Genomic DNA, 26,983 nt, shown 5'->3' on the forward strand with positions numbered 1-26,983 from the left:
AAATCCAAATTTCCCTCTCTAAAATCCTCTTGTTTGATTTTTGCATAGTCTGTATTGAAATTGCCTAACTCCCTTTTTTTCAGGCAGGTAATTTTGTTGTGTCTTATTTATGCGGTATTAATTCTTGAATTAGTTCTGCAAAACCGAAGCCAATAAAACCGCTTATCATGAAAAAAAATACGGTAACTGCGCTCTGGCGCATCATCCTGCTGGTAGGGCTATGGCTGCCGAATTCTACATATCTATTGGCCCAGAGCACCCCAATCTCGGGTACTGTGAAAGGGGCAAAAAATGAAGTCATGCCTGGGGTAACGGTCGTGCTTAAAGGGGCAAATAAGGGGACAACTACCGATCAGAACGGCACCTATAGCCTTGAAGCACCGGTGGGCAGCACGCTGGTGTTTTCGTTCATTGGCTACCAGACGCAGGAAGTGGCCATCAACGGCAAAACAACCATTAGTGTAACGATGAGTGAAACGTCTGCCAGTCTGGATGAGGTCGTCGTGACGGGGGTGTTTGATAAACGAACGGCCCTGGAATCGTCGATTGCCATCAGCACGCTCAACAGCCGAGCCATTTCCCGATTAGCCGCCAACAGCGCAGCCGATTTATTGAGTTATACACCGGGGGTTTACGTCAACTCGTCGGTGGGCGAAATCAACAACACCGTTTATTCGCGGGGTGTCAATGCCAACCAGTTTGGCGCATCGGGCGGCAACGGCTACTATTATGTGGCCCTGATGGAGGACGGCCTGCCTGCATCGAATATATCATCGGGTAATATCGTAGCCGATTATTTCTACCGCGCCGATGCCACACTTTCCCGCCTGGAGTCGGTCAGGGGTGGATCGGCCTCCATTACCGGCAACAACTCGCCGGGGGGAATTTTCAACTATGTATCGAATACGGGCCAGAAACCGGTCAACGAGGTGGGGTACAAATTCGGACTGGAAGGCAACGGGCGGAATGTGTTCAACCGGCTCGATGCCAACCTCGGCGGGAAGCTCGGGTCGTCGGGTTGGTTTTACAACGTGGGCGGTTTTTATCGGGCTTCGGAAGGCCCGCGCAACCCCGGCTATCTGCTCAACAAGGGGGGACAGATTAAAGCGAACTTGATAAAACCGCTCGCCAATGGAGGGTACTGGAAGGTGTACGCCAAATACCTCAACGACAGAAACGCCCTGCCTCAGGCATTGCCCGCCCAGAATTATGATAACCCCGGCATAGCCGCCGGGTTTACGAACTACGATTCGTATATGTTGCCCAAAGGAGCGTCGGTTCAACCACTTTGGGGGACGAGCAATACCTACACGTTCGACCCGGCTAAATTAGCCCACAGCACCGACATCAGTTTAGGCACTGAACTCAGTCTGAACCTGAAAAACGGCTGGACGCTCAACAACAACATCAAATATTCGCACAAAACCGTTGAGCAGGATCTAACCATTCTCTCCACACCGACCTCCCTGACCAGCCTGCTGACCTATGCGTTAATGGGCTTTGTTACCCCCGGCAACATTTCGTTGAACGACCGGGCTACCGGTCAGCAACTGGCCGAAATCAATGCCGATTTTTCGAGAGGGCCAAGCTGGGCAGTTACCAGGAACAACCTGCCTAACCAGCAAATCATGGCTAACGGGGTGTTGTTCAACTTCACCAGTTACAGCCAGTCGAAAGTCGATGAAGTGATCGAGCAAATCAGCCTCAACAAAAAAGCCGGGAAGCATTCGCTCACGTTTGGGTCGTATCTGGCGTTTTCGCACCTGGCTACCGACCCCAACGGTACGGCTAACACCTCGTTGAGACCCATCGAAAACAAAGCCAGCCCGCTGGATATTACGTTGACCCTGCCGGGTGGTGGCCCAAAACTACAGGTGACCAACCCGCTTGGGTATGCCGGGCTGTCGGGCGGGCGGTTCTCCTTTACTGCCAACGATATCAATCAAAATCAGATTGCTTTCTACGTGGCCGACGGGATTCAGGCCACCGACAGGCTAACGATTGATCTGGGAGTACGCTATGACAACATCGGGGTCAATGGCTCAAACACCGTCGGTATTGAAAACCCGGCGGCTGACAAAGGCGGTGTTGACAATAACCCGCTGACGCTGTACGACAATTATTATTTCGTGAAAGGCCCCGTGATCCCGTACCGCAGCAGCCTGAACCTGATTTCGTATTCGGCAGGGGTTAATTACAGACTCAACAATAGCTCATCGGTCTATACCCGCTTTTCGAGCGGGCAGAAAGCACCCGATTTGCAGTTCTACTTTGATAATTACCGGGACCAGACGGCCATTCCACAGGCGAAAGCGCAAACCGTGACCCAAGTTGAAGTAGGGTATAAAATCAAAACGGCAACGGTGTCGGGCGCCCTTATTCCGTTCTACAGCCGGTTGAGCAATGTCCCGGTCTCGACTGTGGGGCAGGATACGGACGGTACGTCATATTTTACCCCGATTGTGTTCAACACCCTCTCCACATTTGGACTCGAAGCCGAGGCCAATGTCAACCTGTCCGCTAAATTCAGCATCAATGCGAATGCTACGGTTCAGAAGGCTACCGCAACGGTATGGCAGGCCTGGGTGATCGGCAATAACGGCAAAGCCGATGATCAATTGGTGAACTACAACGGGAATACAGGGGAGAACGTACCTGCCCTGATGCTCAACATCTCGCCGGTTTATTCAGTTGGCAAAGGGTATGCCATGCTCACTTACAAGTACCTCGGCGCCCGGCAGGCCAATATCGCCAATGTATTTACCCTGCCGGGTTTTGGACAGTTCAACCTGAGTGCCGGGTACACTATCAGCCCAAAAATTTCGCTGACTGCCAATATCAACAACCTGGCCAATACGGTAGGGGTGATGAACTGGCAACCCTCGACCCAATTTTCGCTCGTGGATGCGTTTGGTCACGACAGCTTTACGGTTGAAAAACGCAACGCAGCCCCCAATTCGATATTTCAGATTATACCTATTCAGCCCCGGGCGTACTTCCTGACGGTGAAATACAGATTCTAACGATGTCGGATTTACCTCGGTCACGGCTCACCCTATACCTCAACTCATGTTGGTCATGAAAGGAAACGTTAGTATCAGTAGGCCTTTATCTACGCAGAGGAAAGCGGGTCCTGTTCAGGCATGGACATTGATCATGGCCATGTTTTTGCCCATCATGGCCATTATTGCCCTGGCACCCGCCCTGCCGACCCTCATGGCGCATTTTCGGTACATTCCTAATTTTCAGGTTTATGTGCCCATGCTGCTCACCGCGCCGAGCTTTTGTATCGCCCTATTATCGCCATTTGCGGGCCGGATGAGCGATGTGTTCGGCCGACGTCGGTTACTGCTGATAGCCATGTTTTTATATGGCTTCGGCGGTATTGCGCCATTCTTTCTGGATAACTTCTGGGCCGTTATGGCTGGTCGGTTGATACTGGGCGTAGCCGAAGCTTTTATCCTCACCATCGGCAATGCCCTGTTAGCCGATTATTTTGCCCCGGAAGAACGGCCCAAGTGGCTTTCCATTCAGGGGATGGTTGGCCCTTTTCTGGCCACCCTGGTGATTTATGGCAGCGGGTTTCTGGCGGGCAAAGGATGGCAATGGCCCTTCGTGGTGTATGGGCTGGCCTTCCCTATTTTCGTGTCGGCCCTGCTGTTTCTATGGGAGCCGGATAAAAAGCAGGCGGCCGAAAAAGTGATCGTGAACAGGAGCGCGTTTCCCTGGCGAACGGTGGGATTCGTCTACCTGGTTACCCTCGGCACGTCGGTTATCTATTATGTTTTCATCATTCATTTTTCGCTGGTTTTAACTGCCAACGGCATTACCAGCGAAAGCAGGATCGGTATCCTCAGTGCCATTGCCAGTATCGCCGTTCCGGTTGGGGCTTACGTGTACAGGCAACTGTCGGGTCGCTCTATTTTTTACCTCTTACTGCTGGTGTATGGGCTGATGGGCGTGGGTTACATTGGGATAAGCCTGGCCCACGATGAGCCGTGGATAATGGCTACGGCCTTGATCCAACAATTAGCCGTGGGAATGACGATACCCACCTTAGTCGCCTGGGCGCTGAGCAGCCTGCCGGAACAACACCGTGGCCTGGGTATGGGATGCTGGTCGGCCAGTTTCTTCCTGGGTCAGTTTGTCAACCCAATCGTTATAGGATTTATCAATCAGGTTTCGGGCGGTATTGTCTCTACCGTTATGGTGATCGGTATTGGCTGCCTGCTGATCGCACTTACTGTATGGCTCCCCTTATTGTATCGGCAAAACGGAAAATTTAAAACAACCTGATCCTCTGTGGAATCAAATCAACGTCAAAAACAAACAATAGCTATGGCTGCTGAATCGTCAATAAAACGGGCCGTTAGCCTGTATAGCTACCAGGAAGAGTTTTTCCTGCAAAAGATGTCGCTCGAAGACTGCGTAGCGGCTGCGGCTGCGACCGGAGCCACGGGCATTGAACTGATTGGCGAACAGAGCATCTGGGACTTTCCGAAGCTGACCGATGCCTTCGTGGACCAATGGTTTGGCTGGATGGATACCTACGGCGTGACGCCCGTTTGCCACGATATGTTTCTGGATTACACCCGGTTTAAAGGCAAGTACTTTACCACCGACGAGGCTCTGCAATCCATCATCCGCGATTTGAAATTTGCCAACCGGCTGGGGTTTAAGGTGATGCGGATTATCGTGAACACCACGCCCGAACTGATGGAACTGGCCGCCCCCTACGCCGAAGAATACGATGTAAAAATGGGTATCGAGGTTCATTCGCCCTGGCACATCAACAGTGCCTGGATGGAACGCCATTGGGAAGTGATGGAGCGTACCGGCTCCAACCATCTGGGCTTCATACCCGATTTTGGATCGTTTACCAAACGGCTCGCCCGCGTCATGACCGACCGCCTGATTCGTCAGGGAGCCGACCCCGACATTGTCGCCTTCGTGACCGACCAGCATGAGCAGGGCGTAATGGCCGAGTACATCATCGCGCAGGTGGCTCAGCGGACGAGAAACCCGCTCGACATTGCGGTAGCTGAATTGGCGCGGCACAACATCTACGTCAATCCCAACAGTTTGCTGCAACACATTCCGCGCATTGTCCACGTTCATGGCAAGTTCTACGAGATGCTCGACGACTATACGGAGTACAGCATCCCTTACGATAAGATCGTTCCGGTGCTGCAAAAAGGCGGCTACGACGGCTACATAGCCAGCGAATACGAAGGCAACCGCCACATTCAGGACGTGCAGGAGGTAGACAGCGTTGAGCAGGTACGTCGGCATCAGGTTATGCTTGCTAAATTGGGCTGTGGGAGCGGTCCACCGTCGCGGTCGGATTTGGGATTCGCTCCATTATCCGGCGATCCGTCGGAGGTCCAACCCCTGCCTGCCTCAGCAAAGCAATAAATGCCAAATCAGAAATCCCCAGTCTAAAATCCAAAAGCTGTGTTTGAAAAATATATGATTGTCGAGACCGACGTGGAGAACGTAGTCGAAGACGGAAAAATAGTCGGCGTCCGGTTCGGTGCCCGATTGCCCTACTACCGGGGTATCTCCCTGTCGTTGCTTGAGGAAATCAGTCTGACGGTTGATGGTGCTGAAATTCCCCGCGACGACCTGCGGCTGACCCTTCACGGGAACACTTATTCGCTGGCCGAACTGGCAACAAAGGCTGATGACCGGTGGAACATGGGCGAGGTAGCGCACATCCGCTTTACGCGAGAAAACGGTCTGTCTCCCGGCGAACATACGCTGGGTCTGATGATGAATCTCCGGATTGCTTACATGCCTTTCCCCTCCATCCGCAAGTCGGAAAAAACGATTCTGATTTAGGCTCGGTAAGTTGCTCAATGGCTGACACTTCCTCTATTATCATGCAAACCGACGTATTAATCATAGGCAGCGGACCGGTAGGGGCTACTTATGCCCGCCTGATTTCGGAACAGGCTCCGCAGGCAACCATCCTGATGGTCGATGCCGGACCGCGTTTAACTCAACAGGCCGGGCAACATACCAAAAACATTGTCGACGGGGCAGCACGGGATGCCGCGCAGGTACGTTCGCAGGGGAATCATCAATCGCCCTACCCCCTGACAACGGTGCATGAGCGGGCCGCAGCCGCCCAAAGTGGAACATTAAGCATCGAGTTACTGGCCCGCGCCGGGGTGCATTTAGTAGCCGAAACGGTAGCCGATCTGAGCCAAAGTGGGATGCCTGCTGCCGCCTTGTCCACCAATGTAGGGGGCATGGGCGCGCATTGGACCTGTGCGTGTCCGAGCCTGGGGAACGGCGAAAAAATACCCTTCCTGACCGATACCGAGTTAGCTGCGTACTACCAGAAAGCCAGGGCGTTACTACACGTCACGCAACACGCTTTCCCGGACAGCCCCGAAGCCCTGGCTATTTTGAACGTACTGGGTGATTTGTTCAACCCTATTTTGTCGTCCGACCGGCAGGTAGACCGTATGCCACTCGCCTGTCAGACCGATGCGTCGGGCGCCCGCTACTGGACTGGACCCGATGTAATCCTGGGCGAACTGGCTGATCAGGCTTATACAGGAAACTTTACCCTACGCAGCGATACGATTTGCCGCCAGTTGCTGCATATCAACGGTCCGGGCCATGATCGGCATGTAACGGGAGCCATCGTGGAGCATTTACCCACAAATCAGCCAGAGCAGATTGACGCAAAAATTGTCATCGTTGCCGCCGACGCGCTTCGAACCCCCCAATTACTCTGGGCCTCTCACATACGCCCGAAAGCCCTGGGGCATTACCTCAACGAACACCCGTTTATTTTTTCATTTGCTGAACTGAAGGAAGAGTTTATTGACAAAAGCCTGGCCAGTGCTTACAATCCAGCGGGGCGGACTGAGCCTACCGTTGGTGTATTTTGGGTACCCTTCGATGCGCCCAATCATCCATTTCACGGGCAGGTAATGCACATGGACGTATCTCCCCTGAAAATTGAAACGCACGGTAATCCCCGGCACATTGTTGGCCTCGGCTGGGGTGCCTTGAAAGAAATGCGCTACGAGGACTGTGTTGTTTTCTCGGAAACAGAAACCGATTATCTGGGTATGCCCAAAATGGCGTTTCAGTATCAGTTAACCGAACAGGATTTAATGACTATTGCCGGTGCTAAAGCCGCGCAGGCCAAAGCGTTAACGGCCTTTGGGAAAGTGATTCAGGAAGGCGAACAGACCCTGATGCCCCCCGGCTCATCGCTTCACTATGAGGGTACTACGCGTATGGGTGTAACCGACGATGGCACGTCCGTTTGTGATACGTATTCACAGGTCTGGGGCTTCGATAACCTGTTTGTTGGCGGCAACGGGGTTATTCCTATCGCCACTACATCTAACCCTACCCTCACCAGTATAGCCATGTCCATACGAGCCTTTGAACGAGTCCTGGAGCAGCTTGCTAAATAATTGGGACCTTTAACTGAACGCTGAGTCAGTGGGAGAGAGGATCCTGACACTAACTCGGCCTTTTCCGTATCATAACTCAGCAATGCTGAGCTAACCAACAGTAGTCAAGCCGGGTACCCGGCTTATCAACCTGTTTCGGTAGGGTCTATTCGGTCAAGTGCACCGTAACCGGGGCAGGTCAGGCAACCCGATTTATGAGAAAAGCAAAAGACTATCCTTAGTATGAGTAAAAAACAAGTTATTACCCTGAGTGTCCTGCTGGTAATCGCCATGAGCGCAGGCCTCTCCTCCTTTGTGGATCGGGACGAAGATCCAACCAGGAAACCAGAGGCCAATCGGTTTACACCCGTCGTGCTAACGCCGGAAGCCTCCCTGGATGAACCTATGATGTTTCAGGTACTAAAAGACGGTACCGTCTATATCATTGAGCGCAGGGGAGCCGTTAAAAAATTCGATCCGCTGACCCGGAATGTAAGCCTGATTCATCAATTTTCGGTTCATACGGGTAGTGAACAGGGGCTGATCGGGCTGGTGACGGACCCCAATTTTGCCCAAAACCACCTGATTTATCTACTTTATTCGCATCCCGTCGAGGCCAAATTCGTACTTGAACGCTATGAACTCCTGGATGATAAACTCGTTGTAAGCTCAAAAAAACAGCTGCTTGAATTTCCCGTTGATCGCGAAAATGTCAATCACACGGGTGGAGGCATGTGCTGGGATGCAAGAGGAAATCTCTTCATAACCACGGGAAACAACTCGGGTAACCAGTACCTGGCTCAGGTAGACGAACGCCCCGGCTTTTTCAAGCGTGACGACCAGCGTACCTCGGCCAACACCAATGATCTACGGGGTAAGATTCTCCGAATTCATCCAGAACCAGACGGCACGTATACCATTCCGGACGGCAATCTGTTTCCCAAAGGCACGGCCAACGGGGACACTACCGGCGGGGAACCGCGCCGAACCCGCCCTGAGATTTACACTATGGGCCACCGCAACCCCTGGCGGGTATCCATCGACAGCCAAACCGGTTATCTGTACTGGGGCGAAATCGGGCCGGATAAAGATAGTGATGGAGAGGATGCCCCTCGGGGATACGATGAGTTTAATCAGGCCAAAGGGCCTGGCTTCTTTGGCTGGCCTTACTTCATCGGTAATAACACTGCCTATCCTAAGTATGATTTTGCTGCTAATAAACCAGGTCCTAAGCAGGATCCCATGCATCCGGTCAATAACTCGCCTAATAATACCGGACTGAACCAATTACCCCCCACGCAGCCCGCCATGATCTGGTATCCGTATGCGGTTTCGGAGGAATTTCCCCTGATGGGGTCGAGTTCCCGCTGTGCGGTAGGAGGCCCTATCTATCATCGGGCAGATTTTAAGAATCCCGCTCGTCCCTGGCCGGCCTATTACGAAGGGAAATGGATTGCCGGCGAGTATTCCCGGTTTATGATTTTAGCCATCACCATGGATGAGGCCGGGAATTATAAATCCATGGAAAAAGTGGCTCCTGACTACCACCCGGTCCAGCAGATTGATCTCAAATTCGGCCCCGATGGGGATTTGTATGTGCTGGAGTATGGTGGCAATACGGCTAAGTCGGCGCTGGAATCCCGGCTGATTCGGATTGAGTACAATGCGGGAAATCGCAAGCCCGTTGTTCAGGTTTCATCAACCAAAAAAGGCGGTGCCATTCCCTTTCAGACTACCCTCTCTTCGGCCGGAACCAAAGATTATGATGGCGATGCGCTGACGTATGCGTGGAAAATAACGGGGGGCGGTTCTGCTGCCAGGGTTTTTAAAACGGCCAATCCACGCGTTCGTTTTGATAAAATGGGTGTTTATACGGCTACACTAACGGTAACCGATTCCAGGGGATCAAAAAATAGTTCTTCCCTACGAATCGTTGCGGGTAATGAACCTCCCCAAGTAGCCATGAACGTGGTGGGAAACAAGAGCTTTTTTTTCGATGGCAGCCCAATACAGTATTCCGTTGATGTCCGGGATAAAGAAGACGGCACGCTGGCGTCGGGCAGGATAACTCCGGCGCAAGTGGCTGTTAGCGTTGATTATGCCTCAGAAGGGCTAGATTTTGTCGATATTACCACGAGCCATCAAACCCTGGATGCCTCCACCCAGCATTCGCTGGCGCAAACGCTCATGAGCCGGAGTGACTGCAACAGTTGTCATACGATCGATACGAAAGTACTGGGACCAGCCTTTGCCCAAATTGCAGATAAGTACAAAACCGATCCGGACGCGGTTGATAAACTGGCCAGGAAAATAAGGAGCGGTGGTAGTGGCGTATGGGGCGAGGGAAATATGCCCGCTCATCCCTCCATAAGTCTCAACGATGCGGGCACGATCGTTAAATACATTCTGGCCATCAAGAACAAAGCGGTTAAAACCTTACCCATTCGGGGCTCGTACTTAGCAAAGATACCCGACGCGGATAATGGCCGGGGAACCTACATTCTGCGGGCAGCCTACAAAGACAGGGCGACTTCGGTTCCCTCACAACCCACCGAAGCTGTCGTGATACTGCACAGCCCCACTTACCTGCCCGTTAAAGCGGATGTGATTGAAGGCGGAGCCGTGCGCGATCAACTGGATGATTATGTGTTCCTGACGGCTAAGAACAATTCATTCATGGCCTATAAGGAGCTTGATCTGACGGGCGTGAAGCAGATAGAACTCAAACCCAACTGGCACATTTATGACATCTACAAAGGGGGTACGGTTGATATCCGACTGGACTCGCCAACGGGTGAGTTGATTGGGTCAGCCGAGATTACTCCCGATCAATTCAATCTCCGGCGTCTTGGGTTGTTTGGTCCACCGCCAGGTCCTCATGCGGCCCCATCAGGCGCTCCCGCTGCCCCCCCCGTGCAGCGCCCCCGGGTTCTGCCCCCAACGGACAGAAATACCAGTACTAAATCCGCAAAAGCCAAGATTAAAGAAACTACGGGTGTGCATGATCTGTACTTTGTGTTCAAAAATGAAAAAGTAACCGGACCGGAAGCCTTATTTCCTTTATTCAGTGTAAAGTTTTCTGATGAAGTGCGGTAAGGTTTATGCTCAGCAGGAATTCAGAAGAAGCCAGTAAGTCAACGAATCGGTAGTTACCTTTATTAGAATCCGTCTATGTCTCTAAACCGAATAAGTCTTATCCTACTGGGTGTACTTTCGGGACTTACCCTGTTTGCACAGGAACCCACCTATACCAGTCCGCAGGGCATTGAATTTATCCTGATTAAGCCCGGCAGCATGGTGGTCGGCAAATTTCAGCCAACGGTCAACCGGGGCGGTATGAGTGGTTTTGGCGGACCTCCGCCCGGCCAGGGAGGAGCGCCATCCGTGCCACGACCTGCCCCGGTCCGACTGCCCGAATCAGATTATAAGCTGGCTGAAGAACTGGCCAAAAAAGACGCCATGCCCGGCTTTAGGGTAACCATCAGCAAGCCCTATTACATGGGCAAGTTCGAGGTTACCCAGGCGCAGTGGAAAAAAGTGATGGGGTCAAATCCATCGACCTTTCAGGGTAGTAAAGTCAACGATGATGCCGATATGCACCCGGTCGAGAGTGTCTCCTGGCAGGATGCTCAGGCTTTTGTTAAAAAGTTGAATGCGCTTGATAAGGGGCACAAGTATCGGTTACCCACCGAATTTGAGTGGGAATATGCCGCCCGGGCCGGCGCTCAGGACGATATTTCCTGGAGTGATATCCGCGCCAGTGCTGTCATCGCCACCCAAACGACAAGCCCGGCAGGCACCAAAAAGCCGAATGCCTGGGGGCTGTACGATACGCTGGGCAATGTCTGGGAATGGGTGCAGGATAGGTATAATGAAAAAATCTTTGCCGATTCCACCCCCCCTAAATCGGGCAGGCAACACGTCCTGAAAGGCGCTCCTTTTTATGGCGATGTGAAAAATGCCACTTATATGACCCACGCGGGTGGTCCGGGCAGCGGCTACGATGTGGGGTTCCGTTTAGTAATGGAAGTGGAGTAAATCAATTCCTGTAGTGAAGTAAAGTTTTATCCCTCCTGAACCATGCACCGTCAAGTCCTAACACTCCTGTTGGCCCTCGTGCTACTGAGCAGCTTAGCGAAAGCCCAGGTGGGTAAAATCCCCGATGGCTTCAAACCTATTTTCAATAAGAAAAACTTAAAAGGCTGGCACATCAGTCGGACGACTCACCAGGGCACCACTCCCAGCTTTACCGTAGAAGACGGCGTCATAGTGGGAAAAGAAAAACCGTATGGGCAGGGCGGACTTTTATTGACCGATAAGCGGTATAAGTCCTTTGAGTTTTATGCGGAAGTAAAGCTGGACTCCTTCTGCAATAGCGGTCTGTTTTTACGCTCCAACGAAGGGGGTTCCGCCTACCAGATTGAATTGGTCCTACCGGGCAATACGGGCGACTTGTTAGGTGAACGAATCAACCCCAGCAGAGGGGCTAAGGCTACAGACCGGGAAAAGGTCTGGCGAGCCAATGATTGGAATTCCTTTCGTGTCAGGATGGAAGGGGAAATCCCTCATCTAACGTTATGGATCAATGGCGTACAGATGTGGGATGTTGAGCAGCCCAGGAATGACTTTATTGCCGCGGCTACCGAAGGCATGATCGGTTTGCAATGCCATTGGACGGCGCTGTATTCGGCGTCTGCAGGCAGTGGTATGCCCTTAACTTCCTGGCGACCGGACGCGGCCATTAAATTCCGTCATCTTGCCATTAAAGAATTGCCGTAATAGCCCATACCATCAAACTGCGTATGTTCGAGGACTGAGGTTGACAGAAATCAAAATAAAATGGGAGATTTTGTCAGCACATTAACCGGCACTAAATAGCCTCGTTCAGATTCAACTAAAGCGGCTTTAGTGATATCTGATTAGTTTGGTGCCGTCGGTTGGAATCGGCTCCGCGACGGCGTCGTAGTGGCCGGTGCGCCGGTGCGACACTACCCGGGCCGAAGCCAGGGAATAAAAACTAAGCTTCACTCCCCATCTACATTCTAATCAGTCCTGGCCGTAATCGGAGATTTTCGTAAACAATTCAGGAAAACCACCCAAACAAGTTTACATATCTACCGCTGACCTTTAACATGGTCATCAACCCAGCCAAAAAGTCCACGGTCCATTTATTAACCTGTTTTGCCAAACTAAAATCAAATGAAAATAACGCTGGCGACCTTCCTCTTCCTCAGGTTGTTGACTCAGCCCATCCTAGCCCAGATGCCTGCCGACCAGCTTTTGTTTGGAGTGGCCTACTACGACGAGTATATGCCCTATGAGCGGCTCGACAAGGACATCCAGATGATGAAGAAAGCGGGCATCAATGTCGTTAGGATTGCCGAGTCTACCTGGAGCACCGTCGAGCCTCGGGATGGTGTATTTGATTTTACCCACATCGACCGGGTACTCAACGCCATGCACAGGCCGGGCATCAAGGTTATCCTGGGCAACCAGCCTCAAAAAGAGCAATCAGGTAGCCATGCTTTTCAGCAATGAAGCCCTGACGGGATTCAATGCCTTTAGTTTTGGGTGGGGATCCCGAGAAGCGTACAACGACATTCTGCGACCGATGTACGATGCGTTATACCAGCTGAATATCGGGGTTGATTTTGTTGATCCATCCAGTACCAATCTAAGCCACTATAAGGTGCTGGTGGTGCCGGCCTTGTATGTCGCGCCGACCAGCCTGCTGGGTCTCGTTGAAAGGTGACCCGTTCGAGGTCGGTAAGGAAGAGAACCGGGTAAAAACCTGGATGGAACTAATTACCCCGACGACAGCCAGTGTACTGGTCTAATACGATCATCCGGCTTGGGGCCAGTACGCGGCCATTACTCAAAATAAGTATGGCAAAGCCCTGGCTACCTATGTGGGCTGCATGACGGGCGAGAAAGTGCTGGGCAAGTTCATGGTCGATGTCGCTAAGAAAGCAGGCCTATGGGGCGCTGATCAGGCCATAGCGTTTCCCCTCATTACTAAATCAGGAGTAAACCGGCAGGGGAAAGTGGTTCATTATTACTTTAATTATTCAGACAAAATCAACTCGCTTACGTACCCCTATCGCGCCTGGGGTATGAAGATTGTGGTAGAGAAATAACTTCTTATCCTGATTTATTGGGACGTTTAAATGAACGGTGGCTGGGCAGGGGGAAGTGGTAGAATTTGGATCTTTTGGCGGCTGGACAATGCTTGCGGCCAACAGCCTAAGCAACTGGCAATGCATAAAATGCACGATGGGCACCGTCGCCTTCTGAACCGTCATCAGTGCCCCCGGATTGGAGTTGGACACTACTGTTTATGCCGCGTTTCTTTAGTACTTTAATCAGTTGCTTTTTGAGTCAATTACCCTGACTTAAAAAACCAGCTTGATGTCAAATTAAACGGAAAAAGGCTATAGTTTGCCTTGCTCTTGATAGCAAAACTGACCAAGTTCATAGCCTGCTCGTTTGTACTGACTCAGAAGTAAGTCAAATTGATGAAGCGATAGGGAATTATCAGGTAGTTGGTTCTCATTGTGCAGAAAAATGGTTCGCTCATCAACGTTTACGTTTTGCCACAATAACCAGTCCTGGATCGACAGATGCCGTTTTAGGTAAACGTCAATTGATTCACTCGTGGACGGGTATAGGCCTTTGGTTCTTTGGTAGCGGTAGATCCGACAAAAAATACGATCTAAAGCGTTTAACTCCTCGGTAGAGCGCATTGATCTGAGATTTAGGGAGTAGCTTGACCGACAGCTTGAAATGCGGGGGACGGGGAAGGGACTCAGTAAGCAGTGATTCGCCTAAAGGTAACTAAAGTACAGTGGTACTTCCTAAACCAGCCAGCCGACATAGCTTTGCAGTAGTCTGATTCAAGATAGTAGTTGCGGGCAAACCAAATGGTTGATCGTCAACCAGCAGATAATTGTAAGGGCGCAGTAATAGATAAATGGTTACGGCCAGTTCAGGAGATGCCAGCAGGGTCTCCGTTTTGAGTTCGCCCGGCCACGACGGAGGTAATAAGGCCAACCAGTGCTCCAGCCGGACTATAGCCTGCTGCTTAGCCACCCGGTAGCTCTCTTTATTGAGGGTAATACCTGCTTCAATGACGTAAGGATGTACCACCGTTACCTGAATGGCCTTCAGAGGAGTAGCGACCAGCCAGCGTTGTAGGGCAAGGGCTGAGTCGACCGAGCAGTCGGTGGGAAAAAAGGCCGTTTTCATGGAGTTGCCATCACTTATTGAGTACCCTGGATTACGTTCAGATGACTGCCATGACAAACTGGTATTTCGTGTCCCTGCTTATCCGTGCCGGTCGGATTATAGACGCCCCGAACCAAGAGCAACAAGGCCAGCCCAACGGTAACAACGGGCATTACGACGGTAAACCGCCGACGCAGTGCCACTGGAAACAGGTTAGGTAAAAAGCGGACCAGAAGCAGGGCTGGCACGGTACCCATCCCAAAAAGCACCATGTAAACCGCCCCGGTGGTCGCGCTGCCCGTCGTGATGGCTCCCGTCAGGGCTACGTACACCAACCCACAGGGTAACAACCCGTTCAGGAAACCCAGTCCGGTAAAGGCCCGCAGGGAAGGTTCGCGAAGAAAGCGGGTCATGGGCTGAACGACCCAGCGTGTCGCCCGGCCAGTGGTCAGACCTGGCAATTTTCCCCGGTTTAGCAGCGTCCAACCCAGTAAAAACAGACCAGCCGCGATGGACACTGGCCGTTGCAGACCCGCCAGCAACAGCCCCTGACCAACCGTGCCCATCAGCAGGCCAAGCCCGGCATAGGCCGTTATCCGCCCGGTATGGTAGAGTCCCAGTGCCAGCCCGCGTTTTGGGCGGGGTAACCGCCCAATCGGCAAGGCCATCGCCAGCGGCCCGCACATGCCCACGCAGTGCAGGCTGCTAACGACGCCCGTTGTCAGGGCGGCTGTCCACCAAAGTAGGTACAGATTCACAGGCGTTTATAAAAAGATATCCTCTTCAGTGTAGTAGCCGTGCTGCCCATCGGACCAGGTAAACTGAACCCGCCAGTACCCTTTGGCCAGTTTGACCGTTGACACAACCTGCTGACTGGTATGGGCCGCTGGAATGCGTACCACAAAGTCCAGTTGCCGATCCGCAGGTCGGTAAAAGTGAATCTCGCCCTTGAGCAGCGTTGGGGGCAGGGCTACAGCGAGTTGCTGGGTTTTGGCCTGATAGATCATACCCATCGGTTTTTCATGACGGGCATTCGCCATTCGGTCGATCTGCTTCTGATACACAATTTCGGTTTGGTAATAGTCGTCCCGCACCAGATCAACGCGTTCGCGGTGCATCCAGAACACCATAAAGCCGATAAACCCGGCAAACAGGATGAAGGTGAGTACAATGGCTTTTCCCCAGTTCATATGCATAAGGAGTAAAAGAGTAAATGAGTGATTGTCTTGTCGTGGTGTCGGGTTCTTAAACCCGACATAAGGGTGGACGAGAGCGGGTCGGGTTTGAGATGGCACCGCTCCGGCGGCCCGACACCACACTCACCTCACTTCACCGGCCCTAAAAATGTTGTTTCGATTTGATCGACTACCTTATCGCCGACCAGCACGTCGAGCCGGAGCGGGGTGCTGTTTTGGCGAATGGTTTTTTCGGGCAGGGTGATAAAAAATATACCCTTGGTCAGTTCTCCGGCGGGCAGAACTGAAAACGGCTGCACGAAGCGCAGGCGGGCATCGGGGCGGCTCAACCGGAACCGAACGGATATCGACCGGTAGGTTTTGTTGATCGCTTCGACCAGATACAGATTCGATACGGTGCCTCCCCTTTCGCGCTGAAACAACTGCCCCGGTGCCCGCAGCACGAGTACGTCCGCAACCGGGCGGCTGACCAGCATAAACCCCAATATCCCCACTAACAGCACCAGAATGCCGGTGTAGGCCAGCGTCCGGGTCGATGCGTTGCCACCGATAAACCGTACTGGTTTTCGATCTTCGATGCCCTGCTGCGAATCCAGCCGGATGAGTCCGGACGGGCGGTCGATTTTAGCCATGATGCTGTCGCAGGCATCCACGCAAAGGGTGCAGTTAACGCACTCTAATTGCGTACCGTTGCGAATGTCGATCCCCACCGGGCAAACCTGAACGCACAGGTGGCAGTCGATGCAGTCGCCTTTTGGGGCCGGGTGTTCTGCCGTAGCAACCGATACCGGGGCATGCACCAATTCCGCTTTGGTCAGCTTGCCGCGTGGTTCGCCCCGGATGTAATCATAGGCGACGACCAATGAGTTTTTATCCAGCAAAACGCCCTGTAGTCGTCCGTAGGGGCAGATGGTGGTACAGACAATTTCCCGCAATCGGGCAAACACTAAATAAAACATCCCCGTGAACAGCCCCATCGTTGCCAGGCCCGTTAAATGCGCGGCCGGGTTATCCATCACGAGCGTCAGCCAGCCGTCGCGACCGATGATATAGGCCAGAAACGTGTTGGCAATGGCAAACGAAATCAGGAGAAAGGCCCCGTGTTTCAAACTCTTTTTGGCCACTTTTTCGGCCGTCCACGGTCCGGCGTCGAGTCGTTTTTTAGCCGTGTAATCGCCCTCGATCCAGGTTTCGATTTTGCGAAAAACCATCTCCATGAAAATTGTCTGCGGGCAGGCCCAGCCGCAAAACACCCGCCCATACACCACCGTGAACAGGGCAATGAACACGATAAACGTAACCAGCCCAAAGGCAACCAAGTAAAAATCCTGCGGCCAGAACGGCACCCCAAAGAAGACAAACCGGCGTTCAATCACGTTGAATAAAAACAGCGGGTGCCCGTCGACCCACACGAACGGCCCGGCAAACAGGGCGACCAGCAGCACGACCGCCATAGCCTCCCGCCACCGCGTAAACCGACCCGTGATGCCGCGTGGATACAGCCACCGCCGACCGCCCGACGCATCGGCCGTTGGCAGGGTATCGCGGAAACTGGGGATGGGTGGAGTTACGTGGGTGTTCATCAGCTTGTTTAGTTAACGAATGGCTACCGGAGCGACGGCGGCCGATACGTTTGCCGGTTCTTTCTCGCCCTGCGGTTCCTTTGCCCCGGCGGGGTTTGAGCCTTGCAGCGACATCACATAACTGGCTAATTGTTGAATTTGAAGCGGGTTCAACTGTCGTTTCCAGGCGATCATACCTTTTGCCGGTACGCCTTCGGTCAGGGTGTGGAAAATGCGTTTGACGCTGCCGCCATGCAGCCAGAATGCATCCGTCAGGTTCGGGCCGACTTTCCCCTCGGCGTTGACCCCGTGGCAGGCGGTGCAGTTTTGTGCGAAAAGTACCTTGCCAGCTCCAATGCCCTTTAAATCAATTAGTTGGGTTACCGTGTTTTCGTTGATGCCCCCCGCTACTTTGGCGATGTATGCCTCACGTTGTTTATCGGCAATGGCCATTTCCCGGACGTATTCGCTGCCCATGATGTCGCCCGAACCGACCACATGGAAGACGATCATGTAGGTTATCGCAATGGCAATACTGCCATAAAACAGACCCATAAACCAGGGTGGCGTCGGGTTATCGAGTTCGGCGATACCGTCGTAAGCGTGTTCCATCATCAGCTCTTTCTCCTGACTCAGCAAATGCAGACCCGCCACCCGTTGCCACAACGAACGCGGATCAATGGGTTTGGTAACGGGTATCGGCTGGGGATCCAACGCTTTTTTGAGGATGATCAGCAGGTATAGCGCCATCACCCCAACCCCGATTAGGCCGATCAGCAGCATTAGAGACAGCAGGAGCCATACCAGTTCCTGACCCGATGCAACGTTCCAGATCGATTGGGCGGGATCACCCGATAGCAAGAGTAAGAGGAGATTCATAGATGGAAGGTGGGTTTAATCAATTGTCGAATCATCGGGCGTCGAATCATCGAGCGGCATTTGGCCCATTTGCTGGATGTATTTCTTATCGACTACCAGCAAATACACACCGACCAGCACGAAGAATATTAGGAACGTCAGGAACGAGCCGATCATAAAGACGTCCGCACCGGGGATTTTTGAGATGAATTGTCTGAACATGCGTTTGATATTTTTGTAGAGCCGCAACCCTTTGCGGCTCATGACCGGATGGTTTTGCTGACGCATAGGAGCCGCAAAGGGTTGCGGCTCTACACATTATTCATTCTTTTTAATATCCGTGCCCATTCGTTGCAGGTAAGCAATCAGGGCGACGATTTCACGGTCGGGTGCCACGCGGATGCCGTCTTTGGCTAAGTGACTGCTTATCAGTTTCGCCTGCTGTTGCAGGTCAGCGTTGGCCGCGCGAATCGTCTGGTCATCGTAGGGAACACCCACCTTTCGCAGGGCACTCAGCTTATCAGACGTATTCGATATGTCGAGTGGCTGGTCCAGCAGCCACGGATACGGCGGCATAATCGACCCCGGCGACATCGACGTTGGGTCGCGCATGTGGTGATAATGCCAGGCGTCTGGGTATTTGCCGCCGATGCGGTGCAGGTCGGGGCCGGTGCGTTTGCTGCCCCACAAAAACGGGTGGTCATACACGAATTCGCCCGCTTTGGAATACTCACCGTAGCGTTCGGTTTCGCTGCGGAACGGCCGCACCATCTGACTGTGGCAGCCTACGCAACCCTCGCGGATGTACAGGTCGCGGCCCTGCACTTCAAGCGCAGAATAAGGCTTAACGGCCGCAATCGTGGGTACATTCGACGCCACCATGAACGTCGGCACTAATTCAACCATTGAACCAATCAGGATGACGACCAGCGAACCAATGAGCAGCGGAATAGGACTGCGCTCGAACCAGCGGTGCCAGTACGTATCGCTCCCCGTCGGCACGTAGATTTTCACCAGCAGCGGAGCCTCGGCGGCTTCGTTACGGACTAATTGTCCGGCCGCCATCGTTTTGAACAGGTTGACCGCCATCAGAATCGCGCCCAGCAGGTAGAACGTACCACCCACTGCCCGCATCATGTGCATGGGCAGCAGTTGCAGCGTCGTCTCCAAGAAATTCGGGTATTTCAGGACGCCTTCGGGCGTAAACTCCTTCCACATCATCCCCTGCGTGAAGCCCGAAATGTACATCGGCACGGCGTAGAACAGGATGCCCAGCGTACCGAGCCAGAAGTGCGTACTCAGCAATTTTTGGGAATACAATGGCGTGCGGAAGATGCGCGGAATGGTCCAGTAGAGGATGGCAAAGGTCAGAAAACCGTTCCAGCCCAGCGCCCCAACGTGTACGTGGGCCACAACCCAGTCCGTGAAGTGGGCAATGGCATTGACGTTGCGAAAAGCCAGCAACGGCCCCTCGAACGTCGCCATGCCGTAGGCCGTGATGCCCACAACCATGAATTTCAGGATGGTATCCTCCCGCACTTTATCCCAGGCCCCGCGCAGGGTCAGCAGCCCGTTAATCATCCCGCCCCAGGACGGAGCAATGAGCATAACCGAGAAAACAACCCCCAGCGACTGCGCCCAGTCGGGCAGGGACGTATAGAGCAAGTGGTGCGGTCCGGCCCAGATGTAGATAAAAATTAACGTCCAGAAGTGCAGAATCGACAGCCGGTAGGAGTAAATCGGCCGGTTCGCCATCTTGGGCAGAAAGTAGTACATCATGCCCAGAAATGGCGTCGTCAGAAAAAAGGCCACGGCATTATGGCCGTACCACCACTGCACGAGGGCATCCTGCACCCCGGCGTAGAGGTAGTAGCTTTTGAACAGGCTGACCGGCATCTGAAACGAGTTGACGATGTGCAGCACGGCCACCGTCACGAACGTGGCGATGTAGAACCAGATAGCCACGTACAGATGCCGCTCCCGGCGTTTGATGATGGTGCCGAACATATTTATTCCGAACACAACCCAGATTAGGGTGATGGCAATGTCGATGGGCCATTCGAGTTCGGCGTATTCGTGGGAGGTTGTCAGGCCCAGCGGCAGCGTAATCACCGCCGATACAATGATAGCCTGCCAGCCCCAGAAGTGGATTTTACTTAGCAAATCGCTGAACATCCGGGCCTTGCAGAGCCGTTGCAGGGAATAATAAACGCTCATGAAAATGGCATTGCCAACGAAGGCGAAAATGACCGCGTTGGTGTGCAGCGGACGAATGCGCCCGAAGGTCGTGTACTGGTTGCTAAGGTTTGCGGATGGCGCGAATAACTGACTGGCAATCAGTACGCCCACCAGCATTCCGATTACGCCCCAGATGATGGTAGCGACGGCGAAGTTGCGGACAATCGTGTTGTCGTAGGCAAATTGTTCGGCCACGGGTTCCTCCCCCGGTGGGGGCTGGCCAATAGCGGCCGTGCTGCGTTCAATGGTGCCGGGTGTGGTTACCTCGAACGGTAGTAAATTGACCGGTATTTCTGGAGTTGCTTTCATAAGGTAATGGTGGAAGGTTCACTAAACGTTGATGTCACGGGGCGATGTTCGCTGGGCCACTGTTACGCCGGGTTGCGCCGGGTCGCCGTTGCGCCGGGCCGCCGTTGCGGTTTGTCGGGTATTCGGTCGTCCGGCGGTGCGTCATCGAGCAGCATTCGGAGCGCGGGCGTGTATAAATCGTCCTGCTGACCGGTACGCATCGACCAGATAAACGCGCCCAGGAAGCCGAGCGCCATTAACAGGCTGACGCCAATCATAAAAAAGATAATGTGCATAACCCGTATCCGTTGTGACGGGTCAAAAGTGGAGGTAATCCGGTAGGTAAGACATGATTTTCGTCAGCCGGATGGATGATTAACTTCAGGCGACAGGAAGGACTGACAAAAATCACCTGACCAATTGACGATTATCAGGAATGGAGTAGGACGACGCGGCTACTTTTGCCGCCATACGTTTCTCTGTTCTCTTTTTTTAGACCATGATTAATCGGCTCACCCCCAACCTGCCCCTGCAGACGCTTCCTCCAGGGATTCAGACCTGTCGGCACCAAAACCAACACTGGGCGGCAACACTTGCCCAGAATGAGCAGGAAATCGACCAGCTTCTGAGCTTGCTGGCCAATCTGCCGGAACACCACAGCTACCGGAGTCTGCACCATCCCGCCGTTGATTATAGTGGAAGCCTGAACTTATTGAAAATGAGCTTTCAGCAGTTACGGCTCGATATGGTCTGTGAAGGGATGACCTGTACGCTTACCGAACGCCAAACCTGCCAGGAGCCACGCTTCGGGGTCTATACGCTTATTGAGAGGCATTGTCGCCCCCTGACGGATGAGTTTAACCGGGTCAGGGATGAGTACTACCAATTTCTGACCTGCCTGATGACACTCAATCTGATTTAACTTACGGGTTGGCACCGCCCGTATCGGTGCCTTATTTCCTGATGATTATTTTGATTTTCTTTCTCACCCATTGGTACCTGTCGGTGCTGATGCAAACCCTCTTTCTCCACCGGTACGCTGCCCATCAGATGTTTACGATGAGCAGCCGCTGGGAAAAAGTCTTTTACGTACTGACGTTTGTCGGGCAGGGTTCTTCGTTCCTGAGTCCGCACGCGTATGGCATCATGCACCGGCTCCACCACGCGCACGCCGATACCGAGCAGGACCCGCATTCGCCGTCGTTTTCCAAAAACCTGTTCGACATGATGTGGAAGACGCGGATTTTCTACAACGACATCACCAATAACCGCGACCATATCCCGGCGAATTTCAAAAAAGAGGTGCCCAACTGGGAATGGATGGAACGGTTTGGTGGTAGCTGGCCGGTGCGACTGGCCTGGGGAACGGCCTACACGCTGTTTTACCTCCAGTTTGCCCCGTCGCCCTGGTTCTTTTTGCTGTTACCGATACATTTTCTGATGGGACCCATCCACGGGGCCATCATCAACTGGTATGCCCACCGCTACGGCTATACCAACTTTGCCGTGGGCGATACGGCTAAAAACCTGCTGCCGTTCGATTTTCTTATGATGGGTGAATCATATCACAACAACCACCACAAATTTGGCGGTCGCCCTAACTTCGGCGGTTTCAGATGGCACGAGTTCGATCCGGCCTATCCCTTGCTAAAAGTGCTCAATGCCCTCCATATCGTGAAGCTACGATTTGGCCGCGACGAAGCGTATATGTGAAAAGGGCAAAAAAGAAACAGTGTTTTGTGGGGAAACCATAGTCTGAACGGAACACTTATAGAGTCATGTCAGGTTAAGGACTGTTTTCTAACATCAGTCGGCCCATCATGTTAAGCTTCTTAACATGATGGGCCGACTGATGTACAATTATCAGCAATTTTTTAACATGAATGGCATCAGGATGGCATCATTGGAGGGTAGTAACAATTGCGTTCAGTTTCTCTGCTATTTCCGGGTCAATCTCGTTGGGCCGTAACAAGCTGATAAGCTGGTAGTAATCTCGTTTGTAAAAGTTTTGTGGCAGGCTTAAGCGTTTGTAAAACTCAGGAAATATTATATCCAGCCAATCGTCGGATAGCTTGGTCGAGTTCCAGAAATTGTTTGATAAATCACGAAGCGCAACCGGTGCCGTATTTTCGTCAATTACGTCCTTCATTGTTTCTTTTAACTGTTCGCTACTAAATGACGGGTGTTTGACAGCGAGTAATCCGGCGTGTCGAATAAGCACATCCGGGCGGGCAAAGTAGTTTTCTAACTCTCGTTTCTGCCACCATTGTACCACAAGTGGTCCGGCGGGCATTTGCTTATCAACATTGTCGAACAGAGCAAACCCTTTCAAGTCAGGTATAAATTCTTTCAGGGCTAAAAAGCTATTGACTGCCGTTCCCGGTACGTTGTGAGCTGTGTATTGCACATTCGCTTTTTCCAAAAGCTTAGCGCATTGACATTGACCTTTTCGGCAAACCTCTTGAGCATCTCCAAATCTGTTGAACCTTCCAGATACAAAACATGCTTTTTTAACCGCGCCAGATAGTAGCGTTCCCAGCCTATTTCGGTCAAGGCTTTTTTGAGATAACCAACCTGCCTGCGTTTTTGACTCTGAGAAGGATTTAGTTCAATAGCCTGACTATCAATAATGGCGATAATATTCGAAGCCTCAGCGGCTTCATCGAGTACAACCTCAGAGTGAGACGCAATAATTAGCTGCGACTGCGTTTCGTTGGCAACCGTATTAATTAATTGAAACGCTTCGCGCTGCCTGATTACTTCGAGGTGAGCGTCCGGCTCGTCCAATAGCAAGGTGGTGCCGGGGTGAGCGTACATGTACGCTAACAACAGAAGCGTTTGTTGAAAGCCCCGTCCGCCGGACGAGATGTCATAACGAATATTGTTTTCGGTGTATTCAAATTGAAGCAGGCCCGTTGTCCGAATGTACTCCGGCTCTTGCAGTGAAGCACCAAACATTTTTTTGATAGCCGTACTCAAACTCTTCCAACTCGTTTGAGCAATTTCAGCGGCCTGCACTCGACTTTCAGGATGCAGAATGCTGTAGCAAATATTTCGTAATACCTCTGCTGTTCGTCCTTCACCTAATCGGCGGTCAACAGCACCTGTGGGCAAAAGGAATTCTTCGGTAGCCAAACCAGACATAGGTTGCAGAAAACCAAAATGAACGCCTTTATCCTGTTCATAAAATAGGGTAAGTTCTTTTAGACCACTAATCACCCGGCAACCGATTGATTCCGTATTAGACCAAGTAAAGACTGCTTTACATGACCATTTGGTGCCATCAGTTTCGCCTGATAATTCTACATTTAATCGAACATGATCAGTCCCTCCTTTATCGTTTTTCTTAGTTACTTGTCTGTTACGCCATAGAAACCGAGCATCAGCTATTGGACTGTTTAATAAGTCTTTCCGGTTGATTGTTACATACTCATCTTTCTTCAATGTACCCTTTTGCTGAGCCTCAATAAAATTAGTGACGCCAATTTCCCAGAGGCACAATGCCTGAAATATGGTTGATTTCCCTGCATTATTCGGCCCAATCAACACCACCGATTGAGAGAGCGAAAACTCAACCCGTTCTAATTTTTTAAAGTTTTGTATGGTAACCTTCGTAATCATGATGGGAGCCAACGATTAGTGCAGGAAGCATTGATTGGCCGTCCAAATTACAACCTGTAGGTGAAATAAGTGGTATTGGTATCCGACTACGTCATTTTCATTCCGGCATCACCATTGCCTATACTTTTACCAATCGCATCCCTACTGTTGCAATCAACAGCATCGTAGCGGAACTGATTGGCATCAGGATGGCGGCTATGACCGGCGATAAGTTGCCGGTCAGGGCGTAGGACAGGCCAACGAAATTGTACAACAGTGAAACGACGAAACTGCACCAGATTAGGCGCATTCCGAAGCGGCCATACCGCAGCATACCGGGTAGCTGACACAGTGATGACGCTTCCAGAATGGCATCACTGGCGGGGGTAAACTGGATGGTATCGTCGGTGATGGCGATGCCCACGTCGGCCTGTTTCAGGGCACCCGCATCGTTCAGCCCGTCGCCAATCATCAGCACGCGGTGGCCCTGCGCCTGTAACTGCCGTACCCGGTCGAGTTTTTGCTGTGGCTGGCAGTCGAACGTCATAGTGTCGGCGGCAAACCAGCGGGTCAGTTCGGGCCGGGCGGTGTCGTTGTCGCCCGACAGCAGGTAGGTTGTGTATGTGGCCCGGAGTTCGTCAAACAGCGCGTCGAGGCCGGGTCGGTACTGGTTCGGAAAGTTAAAATAGCCCCGATATTGCTGCTCGATGGCGACATGAACGGTGGCCCCGGCGGAATTAGCAGGCTGTGTCGTTTCCGTGGTCTGTGTCCCCACAGACCACGGAAACGACACAGCCCACGAACTCACAAACGAGCGGGACCCAATCCTGACTGTCCAGCCGTCTACCAGTCCCTGTATGCCCTGGCCGGGAACTTCCGTGAATGCTTCAACCGGCAAGGGTTGGTCGATGGCCAGATAACCAGTCAGTTGACGACTAAGCGGGTGGGCCGACTGCTGCACCAGCGATGCGATTAGCGAACGTTCGTAGGCGGTCAGTGGCTGAGTAAATAATTCCTGTACTGCCAGTTGCTTTGGGGTGGTCAGCGTACCGGTTTTGTCGAACACAATCGTATCGCAACCGGCCATCCGCTCAATCACGTCCGCATTTTTGAGGTATAGCTTCCGCTGACCAAGTTTCCGAAGGCCATTCCCCAGCGCAAACGGATACGACAACGAAAGCGCACAGGGACAGGCGATGATGAGTACCGCCGTAAACGCGTTGACGGCGCGGGACGGGTCGTGGGCGTACCAGTAAAGCCCGACTGCCGTAGCTAACGTAATCACGGTCAGCGTGAAATAGGTACCGATACCGTCGGCAAAGGTGCGAATATGGGAGGTATCGCCCTTGCGAAAGGCATCGTTGTTCCAAAGCTGAGTCAGGTAACTTTGCGACATCTCGCGCACCACTTCCAGTTCGATAGCCCCGCCAAGCTGCCTGCCCCCTGCGTAGAGTAGCGCACCCGGCTCCTTAGCCTCCGGCGCTGACTCACCCGTCACAAAACTGTAGTCGATATGGGCTTTGCCTTTGTAGAGTACGCCATCCGCTGGAATCAATTCGTGATTACGGACCCGGATGCGGTCGCCTTTGCGGAGTTGCCCCACCGGTAGGGCATGCTCTCCTTCCGATTTCAGCACTGTTACAGCAAGTGGGAAATACGCTTTATAATCCCGCTCGAACGACAAAAAGGCGTGGGTCCGCTCCTGAAACCATTTACCGCACAACAGAAAGAAAATCAGGCCCGTCAGCGAATCGAAGTAGCCCGCGCCGTTCAGAAACAGTACTTCATACGTTCCCCGGAAAAAAGCAACCAGAATACCCAGCAACACCGGCCCGTCGATGTTAACAATCCCTTTCCTCAAACTCATCCACACGGACTCGAAATAGCCCGACGCGGAGTAGAACACAACCGGAATTGCCAGCAAAATGTTGAGCAGCCCGAAGACCTGCCGAAAAGACGGGTCGTCGAGGCCGAGGTATTCGGGGAAACTGAACAGCATGATATTGCCCGAACAAAACCCCGCCACCGCCAGCCGGTACAGCAACGGGCGATACGACGGTTTTCGTTGATTAGTAACAACGTCGCTGAGACTGATGAGCGGTTCGTAGCCGATGGAACTGAGCAATTCGACAACCTGTCGGAGTGTCAGCTTGTCGGGTTGGTAGGTCAGGTGAACCTGCTTTTTAAGAAAGTCTACCCGCGACTGCCCAATGGCGGGGTGAATGCGGTAGAGGTGTTCGAGCAACCACAAACACGAGCTGCAATGAATCGTGGGGATGTAAAACGTAATCGTTGCCACGGACTCACTGCTAAATTCGAGCAACTGCGCGATGATGTCCGGGTGATCCAGAAATTCGAGTCGTGCGGGGTTTGCATGGCCCGGTTTTAGGCTACTGCCCGACCGGCCGCGTTCGTTGCCCGGCTCAATGGCGTAGTATTGACAGAGCTGGTGCTGACTCAGAATGCTGTATACTGTTTTGCAGCCCTCACAGCAGAAATGGTTGGTTTCGTATTGAATGGTATGTTCAGTGCAATCGTCGCCACAATGGTAGCACTTCGTTAATGAACTCGTTACCGTGGGCATACCATAAAATTT

Annotated in this window: 24 protein-coding genes; 13 read left to right on the plus strand and 11 right to left on the minus strand. The window is 52.5% G+C overall.

Annotation, left to right across the window (positions count from 1 at the left end; all coding sequences use genetic code 11):
* Positions 1–167 precede the first annotated feature (167 nt).
* The 11 genes from ACYVI1_RS18380 (at position 168) to ACYVI1_RS18430 (ending at position 13,558) form a co-directional block, all read left to right on the plus strand.
* A complete protein-coding gene (locus ACYVI1_RS18380; RefSeq protein WP_460912198.1) occupies positions 168–3,023 on the plus strand; it encodes a TonB-dependent receptor in 2,856 nt (951 codons plus the stop codon).
* 55 nt (positions 3,024–3,078) lie between these two features.
* A complete protein-coding gene (locus ACYVI1_RS18385; protein WP_460912199.1) occupies positions 3,079–4,296 on the plus strand; it encodes an MFS transporter in 1,218 nt (405 codons plus the stop codon).
* 42 nt (positions 4,297–4,338) lie between these two features.
* Complete coding sequence (locus ACYVI1_RS18390; RefSeq protein ID WP_460912200.1) at positions 4,339–5,415, plus strand: sugar phosphate isomerase/epimerase family protein; 1,077 nt, start codon at positions 4,339–4,341, stop codon at positions 5,413–5,415.
* 54 nt (positions 5,416–5,469) lie between these two features.
* Positions 5,470–5,841, plus strand: a complete 372-nt coding sequence (locus tag ACYVI1_RS18395) for a C-glycoside deglycosidase beta subunit domain-containing protein (protein WP_460912201.1) — start codon at positions 5,470–5,472, stop codon at positions 5,839–5,841.
* A gap of 41 nt (positions 5,842–5,882) precedes the next feature.
* Positions 5,883–7,442 carry a GMC oxidoreductase gene (locus ACYVI1_RS18400; RefSeq protein ID WP_460912202.1) on the plus strand — a complete coding sequence of 520 codons (1,560 nt, stop codon included), beginning with the start codon at positions 5,883–5,885 and terminating at the stop codon, positions 7,440–7,442.
* A 222-nt stretch (positions 7,443–7,664) separates the two neighbouring features.
* On the plus strand, positions 7,665–10,517 hold the full coding sequence (locus ACYVI1_RS18405; RefSeq protein WP_460912203.1) for a PQQ-dependent sugar dehydrogenase: 2,853 nt from the start codon (positions 7,665–7,667) through the stop codon (positions 10,515–10,517).
* Positions 10,518–10,592: 75 nt separating this feature from the next.
* Positions 10,593–11,459, plus strand: coding sequence for a formylglycine-generating enzyme family protein (locus tag ACYVI1_RS18410; protein WP_460912204.1), 867 nt, complete (start codon positions 10,593–10,595; stop codon positions 11,457–11,459).
* Positions 11,460–11,501: 42 nt separating this feature from the next.
* Entirely contained in the window at positions 11,502–12,200 is a 699-nt protein-coding gene (locus tag ACYVI1_RS18415; RefSeq protein ID WP_460912205.1) for a 3-keto-disaccharide hydrolase, read from the plus strand.
* 420 nt (positions 12,201–12,620) lie between these two features.
* Positions 12,621–12,959, plus strand: a complete 339-nt coding sequence (locus ACYVI1_RS18420) for a beta-galactosidase (RefSeq protein WP_460912206.1) — start codon at positions 12,621–12,623, stop codon at positions 12,957–12,959.
* Positions 12,943–13,173, plus strand: coding sequence for a beta-galactosidase trimerization domain-containing protein (locus ACYVI1_RS18425; RefSeq protein WP_460912207.1), 231 nt, complete (start codon positions 12,943–12,945; stop codon positions 13,171–13,173). The genes ACYVI1_RS18420 and ACYVI1_RS18425 overlap by 17 nt, the downstream gene beginning before the upstream one ends.
* A gap of 166 nt (positions 13,174–13,339) precedes the next feature.
* Positions 13,340–13,558 (plus strand): hypothetical protein, encoded by a 219-nt coding sequence (locus tag ACYVI1_RS18430; RefSeq protein WP_460912208.1) that lies wholly within the window; start codon positions 13,340–13,342, stop codon positions 13,556–13,558.
* Positions 13,559–14,255: 697 nt separating this feature from the next.
* Here ACYVI1_RS18430 and ACYVI1_RS18435 read toward each other — a convergent pair.
* The 8 genes from ACYVI1_RS18435 to ccoS all read right to left on the minus strand — a co-directional run bounded on the left by ACYVI1_RS18435 (position 14,256) and on the right by ccoS (position 21,083).
* Complete coding sequence (locus ACYVI1_RS18435; RefSeq protein WP_460912209.1) at positions 14,256–14,666, minus strand: hypothetical protein; 411 nt, start codon at positions 14,664–14,666, stop codon at positions 14,256–14,258.
* A gap of 14 nt (positions 14,667–14,680) precedes the next feature.
* Positions 14,681–15,403, minus strand: a complete 723-nt coding sequence (locus ACYVI1_RS18440; RefSeq protein ID WP_460912210.1) for a sulfite exporter TauE/SafE family protein — start codon at positions 15,401–15,403, stop codon at positions 14,681–14,683.
* Positions 15,404–15,409: 6 nt separating this feature from the next.
* The gene (locus tag ACYVI1_RS18445) at positions 15,410–15,835 is read right to left on the minus strand and encodes a FixH family protein (RefSeq protein ID WP_460912211.1); all 426 of its coding nucleotides are present in this window, start codon (positions 15,833–15,835) and stop codon (positions 15,410–15,412) included.
* A 134-nt stretch (positions 15,836–15,969) separates the two neighbouring features.
* Entirely contained in the window at positions 15,970–17,424 is a 1,455-nt protein-coding gene (gene ccoG / locus ACYVI1_RS18450; protein ID WP_460912212.1) for a cytochrome c oxidase accessory protein CcoG, read from the minus strand.
* Positions 17,425–17,436: 12 nt separating this feature from the next.
* On the minus strand, positions 17,437–18,282 hold the full coding sequence (locus tag ACYVI1_RS18455; protein WP_460912213.1) for a cbb3-type cytochrome c oxidase N-terminal domain-containing protein: 846 nt from the start codon (positions 18,280–18,282) through the stop codon (positions 17,437–17,439).
* Positions 18,283–18,297: 15 nt separating this feature from the next.
* Positions 18,298–18,549, minus strand: coding sequence for a hypothetical protein (locus tag ACYVI1_RS18460; protein ID WP_460912214.1), 252 nt, complete (start codon positions 18,547–18,549; stop codon positions 18,298–18,300).
* A gap of 30 nt (positions 18,550–18,579) precedes the next feature.
* Entirely contained in the window at positions 18,580–20,808 is a 2,229-nt protein-coding gene (ccoN, locus tag ACYVI1_RS18465) for a cytochrome-c oxidase, cbb3-type subunit I (protein WP_460912215.1), read from the minus strand.
* A gap of 62 nt (positions 20,809–20,870) precedes the next feature.
* Positions 20,871–21,083: a cbb3-type cytochrome oxidase assembly protein CcoS gene (gene ccoS, locus ACYVI1_RS18470; protein WP_460912216.1), complete on the minus strand. Its 213-nt coding sequence runs from the start codon at positions 21,081–21,083 to the stop codon at positions 20,871–20,873.
* A gap of 203 nt (positions 21,084–21,286) precedes the next feature.
* Between ccoS and ACYVI1_RS18475 the strand changes: the two genes are divergently transcribed.
* Both ACYVI1_RS18475 and ACYVI1_RS18480 read left to right on the plus strand, forming a co-directional pair.
* Positions 21,287–21,709, plus strand: a complete 423-nt coding sequence (locus ACYVI1_RS18475) for a hypothetical protein (RefSeq protein WP_460912217.1) — start codon at positions 21,287–21,289, stop codon at positions 21,707–21,709.
* A 41-nt stretch (positions 21,710–21,750) separates the two neighbouring features.
* Positions 21,751–22,500, plus strand: coding sequence for an acyl-CoA desaturase (locus tag ACYVI1_RS18480; RefSeq protein WP_460912340.1), 750 nt, complete (start codon positions 21,751–21,753; stop codon positions 22,498–22,500).
* Between the two features lie 187 nt (positions 22,501–22,687).
* On the opposite strand, the gene ACYVI1_RS18485 is transcribed toward ACYVI1_RS18480, so the two are convergent.
* From ACYVI1_RS18485 to ACYVI1_RS18495, 3 genes are all read right to left on the minus strand, one after another.
* Positions 22,688–23,209 (minus strand): hypothetical protein, encoded by a 522-nt coding sequence (locus ACYVI1_RS18485; protein ID WP_460912348.1) that lies wholly within the window; start codon positions 23,207–23,209, stop codon positions 22,688–22,690.
* Positions 23,143–24,408: an ATP-dependent nuclease gene (locus ACYVI1_RS18490; RefSeq protein WP_460912218.1), complete on the minus strand. Its 1,266-nt coding sequence runs from the start codon at positions 24,406–24,408 to the stop codon at positions 23,143–23,145. The genes ACYVI1_RS18485 and ACYVI1_RS18490 overlap by 67 nt, the downstream gene beginning before the upstream one ends.
* 118 nt (positions 24,409–24,526) lie before the next feature.
* Complete coding sequence (locus ACYVI1_RS18495; protein ID WP_460912219.1) at positions 24,527–26,971, minus strand: heavy metal translocating P-type ATPase; 2,445 nt, start codon at positions 26,969–26,971, stop codon at positions 24,527–24,529.
* Positions 26,972–26,983 lie beyond the last annotated feature (12 nt).

It is taken from the genome of Spirosoma areae (assembly GCF_054781775.1).